This is a genomic window from Burkholderia crassaminum, assembly GCF_964265005.1.
Classification (GTDB): Bacteria; Pseudomonadota; Gammaproteobacteria; order Burkholderiales; family Burkholderiaceae; genus Burkholderia.
On the sequence record NZ_OZ183800.1, the window covers coordinates 1,209,302 to 1,224,507 of the forward strand.

General features: G+C 68.1%; 18 protein-coding genes. 16 read left to right on the forward strand and 2 right to left on the reverse strand.

What is annotated here, in order from left to right; genetic code table 11:
- The first annotated feature begins 15 nt into the window (after positions 1-15).
- The 6 genes from ACPTTF_RS22505 to ACPTTF_RS22530 all read left to right on the forward strand — a co-directional run bounded on the left by ACPTTF_RS22505 (position 16) and on the right by ACPTTF_RS22530 (position 4,995).
- Entirely contained in the window at positions 16-753 is a 738-nt protein-coding gene (locus tag ACPTTF_RS22505; RefSeq protein WP_423368273.1) for a hypothetical protein, read from the forward strand.
- Positions 754-799: 46 nt separating this feature from the next.
- Positions 800-1,183 carry a hypothetical protein gene (locus ACPTTF_RS22510; RefSeq protein WP_423368274.1) on the forward strand — a complete coding sequence of 128 codons (384 nt, stop codon included), beginning with the start codon at positions 800-802 and terminating at the stop codon, positions 1,181-1,183.
- Between the two features lie 76 nt (positions 1,184-1,259).
- Positions 1,260-2,687 carry a Do family serine endopeptidase gene (locus tag ACPTTF_RS22515; RefSeq protein WP_423368275.1) on the forward strand — a complete coding sequence of 476 codons (1,428 nt, stop codon included), beginning with the start codon at positions 1,260-1,262 and terminating at the stop codon, positions 2,685-2,687.
- Between the two features lie 58 nt (positions 2,688-2,745).
- The gene (locus ACPTTF_RS22520; RefSeq protein ID WP_423368276.1) at positions 2,746-3,228 is read left to right on the forward strand and encodes a YbaB/EbfC family DNA-binding protein; all 483 of its coding nucleotides are present in this window, start codon (positions 2,746-2,748) and stop codon (positions 3,226-3,228) included.
- Positions 3,229-3,329: 101 nt separating this feature from the next.
- Positions 3,330-3,809: a type 6 secretion system effector deamidase TecA gene (gene tecA, locus ACPTTF_RS22525; protein ID WP_423368277.1), complete on the forward strand. Its 480-nt coding sequence runs from the start codon at positions 3,330-3,332 to the stop codon at positions 3,807-3,809.
- 292 nt (positions 3,810-4,101) lie between these two features.
- Positions 4,102-4,995 carry an IclR family transcriptional regulator gene (locus ACPTTF_RS22530; RefSeq protein WP_166951431.1) on the forward strand — a complete coding sequence of 298 codons (894 nt, stop codon included), beginning with the start codon at positions 4,102-4,104 and terminating at the stop codon, positions 4,993-4,995.
- 66 nt (positions 4,996-5,061) lie between these two features.
- On the opposite strand, the gene ACPTTF_RS22535 is transcribed toward ACPTTF_RS22530, so the two are convergent.
- Both ACPTTF_RS22535 and ACPTTF_RS22540 read right to left on the reverse strand, forming a co-directional pair.
- Entirely contained in the window at positions 5,062-5,364 is a 303-nt protein-coding gene (locus ACPTTF_RS22535) for a DUF1330 domain-containing protein (RefSeq protein WP_423368278.1), read from the reverse strand.
- A 144-nt stretch (positions 5,365-5,508) separates the two neighbouring features.
- Entirely contained in the window at positions 5,509-6,588 is a 1,080-nt protein-coding gene (locus ACPTTF_RS22540; RefSeq protein ID WP_166951438.1) for a porin, read from the reverse strand.
- Positions 6,589-7,032: 444 nt separating this feature from the next.
- On the opposite strand from ACPTTF_RS22540, the gene ACPTTF_RS22545 reads away from it, so the two are divergent.
- From ACPTTF_RS22545 to ACPTTF_RS22590, 10 genes are read left to right on the forward strand one after another with little or no spacing between them, the layout of a single operon-like run.
- Positions 7,033-7,350 carry a non-heme iron oxygenase ferredoxin subunit gene (locus tag ACPTTF_RS22545; RefSeq protein ID WP_021161517.1) on the forward strand — a complete coding sequence of 106 codons (318 nt, stop codon included), beginning with the start codon at positions 7,033-7,035 and terminating at the stop codon, positions 7,348-7,350.
- A gap of 1 nt (position 7,351) precedes the next feature.
- The gene (locus ACPTTF_RS22550) at positions 7,352-7,663 is read left to right on the forward strand and encodes a recombinase-like helix-turn-helix domain-containing protein (RefSeq protein WP_166951443.1); all 312 of its coding nucleotides are present in this window, start codon (positions 7,352-7,354) and stop codon (positions 7,661-7,663) included.
- A 54-nt stretch (positions 7,664-7,717) separates the two neighbouring features.
- Positions 7,718-8,788, forward strand: a complete 1,071-nt coding sequence (locus ACPTTF_RS22555) for a Rieske 2Fe-2S domain-containing protein (RefSeq protein WP_423368279.1) — start codon at positions 7,718-7,720, stop codon at positions 8,786-8,788.
- Positions 8,781-9,551, forward strand: coding sequence for an SDR family oxidoreductase (locus ACPTTF_RS22560; protein ID WP_423368280.1), 771 nt, complete (start codon positions 8,781-8,783; stop codon positions 9,549-9,551). Before ACPTTF_RS22555 ends, ACPTTF_RS22560 begins: the two co-directional genes overlap by 8 nt.
- 28 nt (positions 9,552-9,579) lie before the next feature.
- Entirely contained in the window at positions 9,580-10,107 is a 528-nt protein-coding gene (locus ACPTTF_RS22565; RefSeq protein ID WP_166951453.1) for a cupin domain-containing protein, read from the forward strand.
- Between the two features lie 18 nt (positions 10,108-10,125).
- Positions 10,126-11,037, forward strand: a complete 912-nt coding sequence (locus ACPTTF_RS22570) for an alpha/beta fold hydrolase (protein WP_423368281.1) — start codon at positions 10,126-10,128, stop codon at positions 11,035-11,037.
- On the forward strand, positions 11,034-11,891 hold the full coding sequence (locus ACPTTF_RS22575) for an IclR family transcriptional regulator (protein WP_166951459.1): 858 nt from the start codon (positions 11,034-11,036) through the stop codon (positions 11,889-11,891). The genes ACPTTF_RS22570 and ACPTTF_RS22575 overlap by 4 nt, the downstream gene beginning before the upstream one ends.
- Positions 11,888-12,685 carry an SDR family oxidoreductase gene (locus ACPTTF_RS22580; protein ID WP_423368282.1) on the forward strand — a complete coding sequence of 266 codons (798 nt, stop codon included), beginning with the start codon at positions 11,888-11,890 and terminating at the stop codon, positions 12,683-12,685. Before ACPTTF_RS22575 ends, ACPTTF_RS22580 begins: the two co-directional genes overlap by 4 nt.
- On the forward strand, positions 12,678-14,345 hold the full coding sequence (locus tag ACPTTF_RS22585) for a thiamine pyrophosphate-binding protein (RefSeq protein ID WP_423368283.1): 1,668 nt from the start codon (positions 12,678-12,680) through the stop codon (positions 14,343-14,345). Before ACPTTF_RS22580 ends, ACPTTF_RS22585 begins: the two co-directional genes overlap by 8 nt.
- Positions 14,338-15,165, forward strand: coding sequence for an aspartate dehydrogenase (locus tag ACPTTF_RS22590; protein WP_423368284.1), 828 nt, complete (start codon positions 14,338-14,340; stop codon positions 15,163-15,165). The genes ACPTTF_RS22585 and ACPTTF_RS22590 overlap by 8 nt, the downstream gene beginning before the upstream one ends.
- Positions 15,166-15,206: the final 41 nt, after the last annotated feature.

Genomic DNA, 15,206 nt, shown 5'->3' on the forward strand with positions numbered 1-15,206 from the left:
GCCGACCGCCCGCGCATGCCGAAAGCGAACCCGTGGCCGGGCCTGCCCGGCGAGTGGCCCACGCATTGCCCGTTGTGCTTCGGCGCGCTGGAGCCGTTGCCCGGTGTGGGCGGCTATGCGCGGCACCGGAGCGCGCGGTGCTCCGCGCAGTGCGTGCTCACGACACGCCAGTATCAACCGGAGGAACTGACGATTCGCGGCTCGCGCGACGTGCAGGTCGCCGCCGGGCATCGCGAGCGCTTCGTCGCGCACTGGGCGCGTCATTACACGCTGATGCGGCGCGCGTGGCCCGCGCTCACGATCGGGCGCTTCATCGCGGTGATCGCTTGTGTCGACGTCGCGGATATCTGGTCGTACCGGATGTTGCGCGACGACGATCTGGCGGCCGTGCTGCTCGTGCTGGCCGGTTTCCTGCGCGTGCCGGATGCGTCGGGCACCGATGCGCCCGGCGCCGATACGCGCGCGCCGACGGTGCGCTGGGCGCGGTTCTGGTTCGACGCGAGCGTGCGCGACGTCGGCGATCTGTGGACGGCCGGCAACAGCGCGCCGCCGCTGTTTCGCGTCGACTATCGCGAACCGCTGGTCACGCCGTATCCGACCGGTGCGCAGGTGCAAGCGTGGCAGCCGGTCGACGGCATGCGCGACGCCTGGACGCAGCGGGTCGATGCGCAAGAGCCGGCCGTCGAAGAATCCGATCGCGCGGCGTTTGCGCGTTTCCTGGCGCGCGCATCGGCACCGGGCGCGAATCTGTGAGCGCGGCAGCGCTTGTGCCATGGAGCCATTTCTGAAGGAGGCGCGCATGAAGATGCGAAAAAGCGGAATCACGACGATCGTCTGCCTGCTGCTGGCAACCGGCGCGCACGCGCAGGGCGGCCGCACGGCGGCGAGCGCACCCGCGCCTGCGCCGGCCAGTCCGGGTTCGGCCACGAAGCCGGTGTGCGTCGACGCGGAAGTCGACGGCAGGCGTGCGCTGTCGTACGACTGCCTGAGCCAGCAACTGAAGCCGAAGGCCGATCCGCAGGCGGGCGCATCGCAAACGGATTCGGAGCGGCTGTCGAAGCAGCCGTCGAACCGTCTCGGCACGTTCAACCTGTCGACCGAGCGGAACCGCTTCGGTTCGAACTGGGGCCGCTCGACGACCCCGCAGCGGCCGGATGCACCGGTCGCGGTGCCGCCGAAGTAATGCGTGCGGCCGAGCGGGCGGCGCGCGTATCGACGAGCCGGCGGCGTTCCGGCGCGAACCGACGAGGGACAGCGACATGAAGGCGGGCAGGCACACGAAACGGGCGGTGGTGCTGCGAGCGATGGCCGGCGGGCTGGCGTTGGCGTGCGCGTGCGTTTGTTCAACGGCATCGGCCGCCGAGCGGCCCGTGCCGCCAGGTGCCGCAACGCCAACGCCAACCATCGCGCTGCCGAACTTCGCCGCGCTGGTGCGGCGCGTCGGCCCGGCCGTCGTCAACATTAGCGTCACGCGCGAAGTCACGCAGATGGGCATCCAGTTGCCGCCGGGCATCGCGCCCGACCATCCGCTCGCGCCGTTTCTCGCGCGGCGCGTGATCGGCAACCGCGAGGAAGTGAGCCTCGGCTCCGGCTTCATCGTCAGTGCGGACGGCGTGATCCTGACCAACCGGCACGTGGTCGGCGACGCCGTTGCGATCGACGTGAAGCTCACCGACAAGCGGCAGTTCAAGGGGCGTGTGATCGGCAGCGACCCCGTCTCCGACGTTGCAGTCATCCGCATCGACGCGCACGACCTGCCGGTCGTCGCGACCGGCGACCCGGCGCGCACCGAAGTGGGCGACTGGGTGATGGCGATCGGTTCGCCGTACGGGTTCGCGAACACGGTCACGCAGGGCATCGTCAGCGCGAAATCGCGCTCGTTGCCCGGCGAGCGCGCGATTCCGTTCATCCAGACCGACGTGCCGATCAACCCCGGCAATTCGGGCGGCCCGCTGTTCGATCTCGGCGGCCGCGTGATCGCGATCAACTCGATGATTTTCTCGAAGACGGGCGGCTATCAGGGGCTCGCGTTCGCGATCCCGATCGATATCGCGCTCGACGTGAAGGACCAGTTGCTGCGAACCGGCAAGGTCACGCGCGGCCGGCTCGGCGTCGCCGTCCAGGAAGTGAGCCAGGCGCTTGCGCGCTCGTTCGGCCTCGCGAGCCCGGATGGCGCGCTGATCACCGTGGTTGAGCCGGATGGCCCGGCCGCGCACGCGGGCCTGCAGCCGGGCGACGTCGTGCTCGCGGTCGACGGCAAGCCGGTCGCCGAATCGTCGGATCTGCTCGGCACCGTTGCGGGCATGCGGGCCGGGCGGCAAACCGATTTGCTCGTATGGCGCGCGGGACGGGCGATGCACGTGAGCGCGACGGTTGGCGCATTCGACAGCGGCACGGCGTCGGCGAGCGGAGAGCAAGGGCCCGCGCGGTTCGGGCTCGCGCTACGCGCGGCGACGGAGCAGGAGCGCCAGCGGCTCGGTGTCGGCCAGGCGCTCGTCGTCGAGCAGGCGAGCGGCCAGGCCGCGCGCGCGGGGTTGCAGCCCGGCGACGTCGTACTGTCGGTCAATGGCACGCCGGTCGCGAACATCGGCGCGCTGATGACCGAGATCGACGCCGCGCACGGCAATGTCGCGCTGCTCGTCCAGCGCGGCGGAACACGGCTGTACGTGCCGATCGAGATCGGCTGATCGGGTGGGCGGGCGACGCAACGGAGCACGACGGACCATCGTCGAAACGGGAGGCGGGATGAAGCGAATGCAGCAGTGGGGCGTATCCGGAGGGTGGCGGGCGATCGTCGTCGCGTGGGCGCTGGCCGTGGGTGTCGCACCGGCCGTCGCACAGACGGCCGACGTGCCGCAGGCATGGGTTCGCTACGGGCAGCTCGCCGGACAGCAGTTCCAGACGTGGCTCGAAGCCGACGGCGACGCGGCCGATCGTCTGCACCGCTATCTCGAGGCGCGCGTGCTGAACGCGAGCGCCGCTGCGCCGCCGCCCGCGATCGTCGTGCGCGCGTGGATCGGTACGAACGGCGCCGTCTCGCGGGTCGAATTCGCGTCGCTCGGCGATCCCGACGCGGACGCGACACTGCGGCAACTGCTCACGGCCAGCCCGCTGGCGGAGCCGCCGCCGCCCGACATGCTGCAACCGTTGCGCGTGCGCCTGCGGCTCGCGCCGAATCCCGAGGCGGCGGCCGCCGCCGCACCGGCATCGGCTGCGCGCCTGCCGTGACGCCCGGGGCCGGGCTTCGACGTCGCCGGATATCGTAATAAGATATGAGGTTATTGCGTTGGCGGGACGATGACGCCTCGCTTCTTCAACAGGAGCCACCCATGCAACTGACCCCGTTGGGCGCGCATGTCGCCCAGTTCGGTTTCCCCGAGCGGCAGAGACACGTGCAGGCGCTGATTGGCGGCACGGCCGACATCAACACGTATGTTTCGGCCGGCGTCTGCTACGACGCTGCGGCCTATGTGCGGTACCTGATGCGCGCGGACGCGATGATCACACCCAACACGCTGCTCGACACGATCGGTCAGCACTGGCGGCCGCGATTCAACTTCGAGAACGGCGGCGAATGGGACGGGCACGCGCCCATTCAGGCCGGGACCGCCGTCGGCTTCTCGCGAGGCGGCACGGTCTTTCATGCGGCGATCGCCATTGGCGGCACCCGGATCCGGGCCGTGAACGGCGGGCTCCTCGGCAGCGGATGGCGGTATGCGGTCGACCTGGCAAGCGTGCTCGAACCTGACGCGGCCGGCGGCTTCACGTATGACCGCGCGAATATCCGGGTTCATCTGTCGCACCTGTAGCCTGCGGGCGTCTCGGCGGAGCATGCCGCGCCGGCCGCGATCGGCCGGCAGCTCGCCTCGCACACGGCCGGGCGGCGGCGGTCCCGCCCTCCGGCGATTTGCGCATGGCGTCGCGCTGGCCATCGCTGCTATCCTCTCGACCGTGAATGACTCTTCCTGGAGTCGTGGCGGCGCATGCTGCGTCGCGGCGAAGTACGCGGTCGCAACTGCGTGCGCGCCGGGGCGGCATGACCGGCCGTCCACGACGATCCATGACCTGTTTCGTGATTGATTTCCTTCCGTCCATGTCCACATGGCCAAGGCAACGATGAGCAACGCACCCGACCAAGCGGCGCCCGGCGACGACGAATCGTCCGGCGGCGCATCGTCCTACCTGGTGCCGGGGCTCGAACGCGGGCTGCGGATCCTTGCCGAATTCTCCGCGCGCGAGCCGGTGCTCGGCGCGCCCGAGTTGTCGAAGCGCATCGGCATTCCGCGCACGACCACGTTCCGCCTGCTGCAGACGCTCGAAGCGCTCGGTTTCCTCGAACGCGTGAACGGCGACCGTTATTTCCGGCTCGGCGTCGGCGTGCTGCGGCTCGGCTTCGAATACCTGAATTCGCTCGAACTGACCGATCTCGGCACCCCGGTGCTCGAACGGCTGCGCGACGCAACGGGCCTGTCGACGCATCTGCTGATCCGCGACCAGCGCGACGTCGTGTTCGTCGCGAAGGCGCAGAGCAACGCGTCGATGTTCGGTTCGGTGAAGGTGCACGTCGGCACGCGCCTGCCCGCGCATGCGACCGTGCACGGCCACGTATTGATGGGCGACCTGACCCGCGACGCGCTGCGCCAGCTCTATCCGGAAAAGCGGCTCGAGCAGTTCACCGAGCGCACGCCGGGCACCGTCGATGAACTATACGAACGCGTGCGCCATTACGCACGGCTCGGATACGCGGTCAGCGAGGCAGCGTTCGAGAGCGGCATTTCGGCAGTCACCGCGCCCGTGCGCGATCATTCGGGCTCGATCGTCGCGGCGATCACCGCGACGGTGCCGCGCTCGGAGATCGGCGAGGCCGGCGAGAAGGAACGGCTCGTCGAAGCCGTGTGCGGCGCGGCGGTCGACCTGTCCCAGCGGCTGAACTATCGTCCGCTCGAAAGCGACCCGACGTTCGCGCACGCGCGCCACAAGGTCGCGATGTTCTGACGCGCGGGCCGGCGCCGCGCCGCTGCTTGCGAGCAAGGGGCGGCGCGTGCACGGCCGCCGTCGTCCTCAGGCGCCCGGCGCGGGCAGGCCGCGCACGAGCAGCGCGAGCGTGTCCGCGCCCGCGTGGCGATCCTCGGAAATCTCCCGGTACTCGGGTGACTCGACGAACCGGCGCGCCGACGCCTCGTCGGCAAACGACATCAGCACCACCTTGTCGCGATCCCATTCCCCTTCGAGCGCCACCGGCGCACCGTCGGCGGCGAGCAGGCGGCCGTCGAACCGGCGGAATACATCCATGAAGCGCGCCTGATACCGGTCGTATGCGTCGCGGTGCGTGAAGCGAAGTTGCGCCAGCAAATAGACTGCCACGGTCGTCTCCGTTCGTCGGAATCCGCTGATGCTACCCGTTGCCGGTGCAACGCGTACGGCGGCCGTGCAAATGCTGCGCGCGAACCAACAAGAGCGGCCCGCGGGCCGCTCTTGTCGTTTCAGGCGGCGAATGCCTGACGTCGTTCAGAACGAGTGGTGAATCCCGGTGAGCACGACCACCTGGTTGGCGGTGCTCGACACGCCTGCCGTGAAGAACGCGGCCTGTGCGCCGCCCGAACCGTGCTCGTACAACACGTTCGCATAAAGCTGCGTGCGCTTCGACAGCGCATAGATGTCGCCGAGCTCGACCTGCGTCCAGCGGCGGCCGGCCAGCGTCGTGGTTGCCGCGCCGCCCGCGATCGTGTTGAACGCGCTGCTGCGGTAGTTCACGCCCGCGTCGTAGCTCTGGAACGTATCCGAAAAGCCGTTCGACTGCATTTTCGTGCGCGTGTAGAGGCCATGCACGAGGAAGTCGCCGAACTGGTAGGACGCGCCCGCGCCGATGTTCTCGACCTTGTTCGCGGTGTAGCCGTTTGCCGTGTTCTGCCCCTGGAACGACGTGATGCCGGTCGTGCTGATCAGGATCGAGCGGTCGTGCTCGTTCGAGTACACGGCCGACGCCTTGAACGGCCCGTTCGCATAGTTCAGCGCGACGCCGACTGACTTGCCGGTCGAGAAGTTCGTCGTGTTGCCGAGCGCCATCGTCGCCGCGGCCGAGAAGCCCGCGAAGGTCGGCGAACGATACTTGACCGCGTTGTTGTACGGCACGTTGCCGGTCGCGGCGAGCCCGTCGATGTTGCCGGGGTGGAACGCGTACCAGCTCATCGCGAGGTAGGCCGTGCTGAGCGGATCGAGATAGTCGAACGACAGCGGCGTCTGGCGGCCGAGCGTCAGCGTGCCGTAGCGTTCCGAGCTGAGGCCGACGAACGCCGCGCGGTTCCAGATCGTGTTCGCGGTCGCGAACTGGCCGTTGTTCGTATAGAAGCCGTTTTCGAGCTGGAAGATCGCCGACAGGCCATCGCCGAGGTCTTCCTTGCCCTTCAGGCCCCACCGGTCGGGCTGCGTGTTGCCCTGAATCATCGCCCACTTCGCATGGCCGCCGACGTTGTTCACGTACGCGATGCCCGCATCCAGGCTGCCGTACAGCACCACGCTGCTCTGCGCCCACGCGCCCGACACGGCGCCCATCCCGATCACTGCTGCTGCTACCGCATGCTTGACCATTTGATCTCCTGAATCTCCAACCTGATGAAAACGTGCCGTGGCGGCATGCGCAGGAACGGCCGGCCGTTGCGCGTTTTCGCCATCGAACGGGCATTTGTATGTTCCACATAAGGAACAGTGTGCCTCTGATGGAATGGAGTATAGAGGCGTCGAGTGTCTGGTCAAAAATAATTTTTTCGGGACGGATGGGGGCCGGGGCGATGCTCGTGACCGGTGCGCAAAGCCCGCAAAAAGGGCATAACTCCCCGTCACACAACAAAAAATTACATTTGATAAGGCAGGCGAAAGCGATCTCCAACCCGATGGTCGGTGTTTTCCCTAGGACATGCAGCTTTTTGTTTTACTCGTGAAAAGTCGCTCCTATAATCACCATCCATAAACTGCTGTTCCGGGTATGGAACAAATCGGAACAAACCGAGAGTCGATCAGAAGGAAGGGTGTGAGATGTCTGAACAATGGGTTTGCGCCGGTCACGCCGGCGCGCTGTCGGAAGACACGCCGATCGAGTTCAAGCGGACCGACGGCGTGGAAATCGGGATCTACCGCGTCGGCGACGACGTGTACGCGCTCGAGAACGTGTGCCCGCATGCGTACGCGCTGCTGACGCAGGGGTTCGTCGACGAAGGCACGGTCGAATGCCCGTTGCACGAGGCCGTGTTCGACATCAGGACGGGCGAATGCCTGAAGGGCCCGGGCGGGCGCGCGCTGAAGCAGTACGCGGTGCGCCTTGCCGGCGAGGAAATCCAGATCAAGGTGGAATGACATGAAAGAAGCGACCGTCAACTTCAATCCCTTCCTGAAGCCGTGGGTGGCGCCGCAGCCGAACAACGTCGCGGGCAAGGGGCAAATCGAGATCCCCGGCCAGGTCGAGAACCAGGTCTGGCAGAACCGCAAGGCCGCACCGACCCAATACGAAAACGACCTCGGCGATGCACTCGAACGCGTGTTCGAAGCCGGTGCGATCGAGCTGGACGATGTCGTCGCGGGCCTGAACCGCATCGGCTTCCGCGCACCGGACGGCACGGCGTGGACCCCCGAGCGCTTCCGCGCCGAAATGGCCTCGCTCGCGGAATGACCGCGCCGAGCGCGTGACCGCCGACCCGACGACAACCGCATCCGGAGCACACTGATGACGTCCCCCGTACAACACGCAGTCCAACACGACCCGGTCCGTGACTATCTCGACCGCGGCATCAAGAACTACTGGTATCCCGTCGCGCCGAGCTGGCAGGTGTCGAATGCGCCCGTCGGCCTCACGCGCCTGTCCGAGCAGATCGTGCTGTGGCGCGATCACGAAGGCAAAGTCCATGCGCTCGAAGATCGCTGCCCGCACCGCGGCGCGCGCCTGTCGCTCGGCTGGAATCTCGGCGGCAACATTGCCTGCTGGTATCACGGCGTCGAAATCGACGGCGGCGGCACGGTCAACCGCGTGCCGGCCGTGTCGAACTGTCCGCTGGAAGGCACGAAGTGCGTGAAGTCGTATCCGGTCGAGGAGAAGGCCGGCGCGATCTTCCTGTGGTTCGGCGACGAAGCGCACGGCGAGCCGGCGCCGCTGAACCTGCCCGAGGAACTGGTCGACGACGAGTACGGCCACTTCCTGTGCGTGTCGAACTGGAAGTGCAATTACCAGTACGCGATCGACAACGTGATGGACCCGATGCACGGCGCGTACCTGCACGCCACGTCGCACTCGATGGCCGAAGGTGACAAGCAGGCCGACATGCGCGTGCGCAAGACGGAAACGGGCCTGATGTTCGAGAAGATCGGCCAGCGCGACGTGAACTTCGACTGGGTCGAGCTCGGCGAAACGGGCTGCCTGTGGATGCGCCTCGCGATTCCGTACAAGCAGAAGTTCGGCCCCGGCGGCAACTTCGGGATCATCGGTTTCGCGACGCCGGTCGACGGCGACAACTGCCAGGTCTACTTCTGGCGTACGCGCAAGGTCAGCGGCTGGCAGCGCGACGTGTGGCGCTTCATGTACCGCAACCGCCTCGAGGGCCTGCACTGGGACGTGCTCGAGCAGGACCGCTACGTCCTCGAAAGCCTCGCGCCGAACGCACGCGATCACGAATACCTGTATCAGCACGACGTCGGCATGACGCGCGTGCGCCGGATGCTGCGCACGCGTGCGCAGGAGCATCTTTCCGCGCTCGACACGCATCGCGCGGCGCAGGCCGCAGCGGAGCCCGCGAATGGCTGAGTTCACTCCGGTCGTGTCGCTGCCGGGGCGCCGCGTGCTCGTCACGGGCGGCGCGCGCGGGCTCGGCGCGGCGTTCGTCAATGCGCTGGTCGCAGCGGGCGCGCAGGTCGCGTTCGGCGACGTGCTGGTCGAAGCGGGCCGCGCGCTGGCCGCGCAGCTCACGCAAGCCGGCCACACCGTGCATTTCTTTGCGCTCGATCTCGCCGATCCGGCGAGCATCGACGCGTTCGTCGCGCAGGGCGCGGCAGCACTCGGCGGCATCGACGCACTGATCAACAACGCGGCGATCACGAACTCGGGCGGCAAGCTGTCGACGGAGCTGGACGTGTCGACCTGGGACGCCGTGATGAACGTGAACGTGCGCGGCGTGTGGCTCGTCAGCAATGCCGCGCTGCCGCACCTCGCGCAGTCGGGCCGCGGCGCGATCGTGAACCTCGCATCGGACACCGCGCTGTGGGGCGCGCCGAGGCTGCTCGCGTACGTCGCGAGCAAGGGCGCGGTGATCGCGATGACGCATGCGCAGGCACGCGAGTTCGGCGCGCACGGCGTGACGGTCAATGCGATCGCGCCGGGGCTGACCGAAGTCGAGGCGACGGCCTACGTGCCGGCCGAGCGCCACGCGTTCTACATGCAGGGCCGCGCGCTGACGCGTGCGCAGGTGCCCGACGACGTGACGGGCCCCGTGCTGTTCCTGCTGTCGGACGGCGCGCGCTTCGTGACGGGTCAACTGCTGCCGGTGAACGGCGGCTTCGTAATGAATTGAAGTTTTCACTCTGATGAAGGAGAGGACGATGGCGGACGCCGATCTCGAACGCAAGTCGTGGGACCAGCCGGAAGGCGCAAGCTTCAACGACTGGATGGAAGGGCGCGTCGCGCGCTACGCGACGCGGCGCTACGACTGGGACGCACTGAAGTTCCAGGCCGACTACGACCCGAAGTACCGCCGCGCGCAGATGCGCTATGTCGGCACGGGCGGCACGGGCGTCGCGAAGGACGTCAACACGGTGCCGGCCGGCGGCTTCACGTTCTCGACGATGGTCATCCCGGCCGGCAACATCGGCCCGAGCCACATCCACATCGACGTCGAGGAAATCTTCTTCGTGCTGCGCGGCAAGATGAAGGTGATCTGCGAGCGCGACGGCGAGACCTGGGAAGCGATCCTCGGCGAACGCGACCTGATCTCGGTGCCGCCGGGCGTGTATCGCACGGAAATCAACATCGGCGAGGAAGACGCGCTGATGTGCGTGATGCTCGGATCGTCGAAGCCGATCACGCCGACGTATCCGCCCGATTCGCCGCTCGCGAAGATCAAGCGTTGAGACGGAGCCGGTAAAGCAATGAGTGTCATCGACAAACGTGAACGCGACCGCACCGCGGCGTTCGCCGCGCTGCTCGGGCAGTTTCCCGAACAGCGTTGCGCGGCCGGCGCGGCGGGCACGATCGGCTACCGTGAAGCTGGCGCAGGCGAGGCCGGCGCGCAGCATGCGGGCCGTGCGCTGCCCGTCGTGCTGCTGCACGGGATCGGCTCGGGCGCCGCATCGTGGGTCCGCCAGCTCGACACGCTCGGCGCGTCGCGCCGCGTGCTCGCGTGGGATGCGCCCGGTTACGGCGTGTCGACGCCCGTGCACGGCGCGTCGCCGGCCGCCGCCGATTACGCGGCATCGCTGAACGCGTGGCTCGAGGCACTCGGCATCGAACGCTGTGTGCTGGTCGGTCATTCGCTCGGCGCGATCATTGCGGGCGGTCTCGCCCGCGTGATGCCCGCGCGGATCGCCGGCCTGCTGCTGGTGTCGCCCGCGGGTGGCTACGGCAGCGCACCGGCCGAAACCCGCGAATCGCGCCGCGACGCGCGGCTCGCGATGCTCGCCGAACTCGGCCCGGCCGGGCTCGCCGAACAGCGCAGCGGCAACATGCTGTCCGGTTTCGCGAACGAGGAGGCACGTGCGTGGGTGCGCTGGAACATGGCGCGCATCGTGCCGGCCGGCTACGCGCAGGCCACGCATCTGCTCGCGAACGCCGATCTCGCGGCCGATCTCGCCGGCTTTCGCGGTCGCACGGCGGTCGCCGTCGGCGCAAACGACGCGATCACACCACCCGCCGCGTGCGAACGGATCGCCGCGGCCGCGCACGTCGGGCTGCAGGTGATTCCGCAAGCCGGTCATGCCGGTTATGTCGAAGCACCGGCCGTTTATTCCGCATTGATCGACACGTTCTGCCGTCAATGCGATACGCAGCGAGGACTGGCATGAACGAACCGCTGCAACAACAAGACGCAGAGAACGCGAAAGCCGAAGCCAGCTACGTGGTGCCCGGCCTCGAACGCGGGCTGCGGATCCTCGCCGAATTTTCGCCGCGCGAGCCCGTGCTCGGTGCGCCCGAGCTGTCGAAGCGGCTCGGCATTCCGCGCACCACGGTGTTCCGCCTGCTGCAGACGCTTGAATCGCTCGGCTTCCTCGAGCGCGCGGACAAGGATCGCAACTACAAGCTCGGCATCGCCGTGCTGCGGCTCGGCTTCGAATACCTGAGCTCGCTGGAGCTGACCGATCTGGGCCTGCCCGTGATCGAGAGCCTGCGAGACGCCACCGGCTTCACGACGCACATCGTGATTCGCGACGGCCGCGACGTGGTGTTCGTCGCGAAGGCGCAGAGCCAGGCGCCGGTGTTCAGCTCGATCCGCGTCAACGTCGGCACGCGCCTGCCCGCGCATGCGACGACACACGGCCACGTGCTGATGGGCGACCTGTCGTTGAAGGAACTGCACGCGCTGTATCCGGAGGGCACGCTGAACCGGATGACGAACGCGACGCCGGAAACGGTCGACGCGCTGTACGAAGTGATCCGCGAGGATGTGCTGCGCGGCTACGGCGTCAGCAATTCGTCGTTCGAGCGCGGCATCTCGGTGGTTACGGCGCCGGTGCGCAACGAGACGCAGAAGATCGTCGCGTGCATCACGGTGACGGTGCCGCGCCCGGAAATCGATGCGGCGCTGATCGCGGACGGGCTGATCGACAAGGTGCAGCGCGCGGCGGCGGAACTGTCGCGGCGGCTCAATTACCGCTCGGATGACGAGCACACGTTTCTCAAGGCTTTAGGACTCCGATGATTGAGATCGATCTGACCGGGCAGGTGGCGGTGGTGACGGGCGGTTCGTCCGGCATCGGCCTCGCGACCGCCGAACGATTCCTGCAGGCTGGCGCATCGGTCGCGATTTGCGGCCGCGACGGCGAGCGCCTGGCGCGTGCCGAGGCGATGCTCAACGAAAAATACCCGGGCGCGCAGCTGCTCGCCGCGCGCTGCAACGTGCTCGACGAGCATGACGTCGCCGCGTTTGCGCAGGCCGTGTCCGCGCGCTTCGGCCGCGCCGACATGCTGGTCAACAACGCCGGTCAGGGCCGCGTGTCGACCTTCGCCGACACGACCGACGATGCGTGGCGCGAGGAGCTCGAGCTGAAGTACTTCAGCATCATCCGCCCGACGCGCGCGTTCCTGCCGCTGCTGCGCGACGCACAGGCGCCGACGATCACCTGCGTGAACTCGCTGCTCGCGCTGCAGCCGGAGCCGCACATGGTCGCGACGTCGTCGGCGCGTGCGGGTGTGCTGAGCCTCGTGAAGTCGCTCGCGACCGAACTCGCGCCGCAGCGCATCCGCGTGAACTCGATCCTGATCGGCATCGTCGAGTCGGGCCAGTGGCGCCGCCGTTACGAAGCGCAGGCGCAGGCCGGCGAAAGCTGGGAGGACTGGACGGGCGCGATCGCCCGCACAAAGAACATTCCGCTGAACCGCTTCGGCAAGCCCGACGAGGCCGCCTGGGCACTTTTTTATCTCGCAACGCATCTGTCGTCCTACACGACGGGCAGCCATATCGACGTTTCTGGAGGCTTTGCACGCCATGTCTGAAAAAACCACGGTTGGCGAGCTGATTGCCGCCTTTCTCGAGCAGTGCGGCGTGAAGACCGCATTCGGTGTCATCTCGATCCACAACATGCCGATCCTCGACGCGATCAACTCGCGCGGCAACATCCGCTATGTCGGCGCACGGGGCGAAGCCGGCGCATTGAACATGGCCGACGGCCTGGCCCGCGTGTCGGGCGGCCTCGGCGTCGCGTTCACGAGCACGGGTACGGCCGCAGGCAACGCGGCGGGCGCGATGGTCGAGGCGCTGACGGCCGGCACCGCGCTGCTGCACGTGACGGGGCAGATCGAGACGCCGTATCTCGACCAGGATCTCGCGTATATCCACGAAGCGCCGGACCAGTTGTCGATGCTCGACTCGATTTCGAAGGCCGCATTCCGCGTGCGCACCGTCGAAACCGTGCTGCCGACGATCCGCGAAGCCGTGCGCATCGCGCAGACGGCGCCGACGGGCCCCGTGTCGGTCGAGATTCCGATCGACATCCAGGCGGCCGAAATCGAATGGCCGGACGACCTCGCGCCGGCACACGTCGCGGTGCGCGAGCACGACCCCGCACGCGTCGCGAAGCTCGCCGACGCACTGGCCGCCAAGCGCCGCCCGCTGCTGTGGCTCGGCGGCGGCGCGCGCCACGCACGCGAGGAAGTCGAACGCCTCGTGAAGCTCGGCTTCGGTGTCGTGACGAGCGTGCAGGGCCGCGGCGTGCTGCCCGAGGATCACCCGGCGACGCTCGGCGCGTTCAACGTGCACGCGTGCGTCGAAGCGTTCTACAAGACCTGCGATGCGCTCGTCGTCGTCGGTTCGCGCCTGCGCGGCAACGAGACGCTGAAGTACAAGCTCGCGCTGCCGCAGCCGCTGTTCCGCGTCGATGCTGAAGCACTTGCCGACAACCGCGGCTATCGCAACGAGCTGTTCGTGCATGGCGATTCGAAGCGGGTGCTGGCCGAGCTGGCCGACCGCCTCGAAGGGCGCCTGTCGGTCGATCCCCAGTTCGCAGCCGATCTTGCGGCAGCCCGCGAGCAGGCAGTGGCCGACGTGTCGAAGGGCCTCGGGCCGTACAAGAAGCTGGTCGACACGCTGCAGGGTGCCGTTGGCCGCGACTACAACTGGGTGCGTGACGTGACGATCTCGAACAGCACGTGGGGCAACCGCCTGCTGAAGATCTTCGAGCCGCGCTCGGGCGTGCATGCGCTCGGCGGCGGTATCGGCCAGGGCATCCAGATGGGCATCGGCGCGGCGCTGGCGGATGCGGCCGCGAAGACGGTGTGCCTCGTCGGCGACGGCGGCCTGATGGTCAACGTCGGCGAGCTCGTGACGGCCGTGCAGGAAAACGCGAACGTGATGATCGTGCTGATGAACGACCAGTGCTACGGCGTGATCCGCAACATCCAGGACGCGCACTACGGCGGTCGCCGCTGCTTCGTGCAGCTGCACCAGCCCGATTTCGCGCAGTTCTGCGCGAGCTTCGGCCTCACGCACTACCGGATCACGTCGCTCGACGACGCCGAAGCGATCGTGCGCGAAGGGATGGCGAAGGCAGGGCCGGTGATGGTCGAGGTCGACATGCTGTCGGTCGGCTCGTTCGCATCGCAGTTCGCAGGCCCGCCGGTGAAGAAGGAAGCGCCGACGGAGCGCCAATATGCTTAACGGGCAAAAGCGGGCCCACGCACCCGTCGACGTCGCGATGATCGGCTTCGGTGCGATCGGCGCGGCCGTGTACCACGCGGTCGAGCACGATGCGTCGCTGCGCGTCGCACACGTGATCGTGCCGGAACACCAGCGCGCGGCGGTGCAGGGCGTGCTGGGCGGCGCGGTGGAGGTCGTGTCGTCGGTCGACGCACTGGCCCGCCGCCCCGAGTTCGCGCTCGAATGCGCGGGCCACAGCGCGCTCGTCGATCACGTCGTACCGCTGCTGAAGGCCGGCACCGATTGCGCGGTCGCGTCGATCGGCGCGCTGTCCGACCTCGCGCTGCTCGACGTGCTCGCGCAGGCGGCCGACGAAGGCAACGCGACGGTCACGCTGCTGTCCGGCGCGATCGGCGGTATCGACGCGCTGGCGTCCGCGAAGCAGGGCGGCCTCGACGAAGTGCTGTACGTGGGCCGCAAGCCGCCGCTCGGCTGGCTCGGCACGCCCGCCGAGGCGCTGTGCGACCTGCGCGCGATGACCGAGGCAAAGGTGATCTTCGAAGGCACCGCGCGCGATGCCGCGCGCCTGTATCCGAAGAACGCGAACGTCGCGGCCACCGTCGCGCTGGCGGGCCTCGGCCTCGACGCGACGCACGTGCGCCTGATCGCCGATCCGGCGGTCGAGCGCAACGTGCACCGCATCACCGCGCGCGGCGCATTCGGCGAGATGTCGCTGGAAATGAGCGGCAAGCCGCTGCCGGACAACCCGAAGACGTCCGCGCTGACGGCGTACTGCGCGATCCGCGCGCTGCGCAACCGCGCGGCCCGCTGCGTGATCTGACCGGGCCATTGAATGTCCGCCCGCGCCACGGCGAGGGCGGA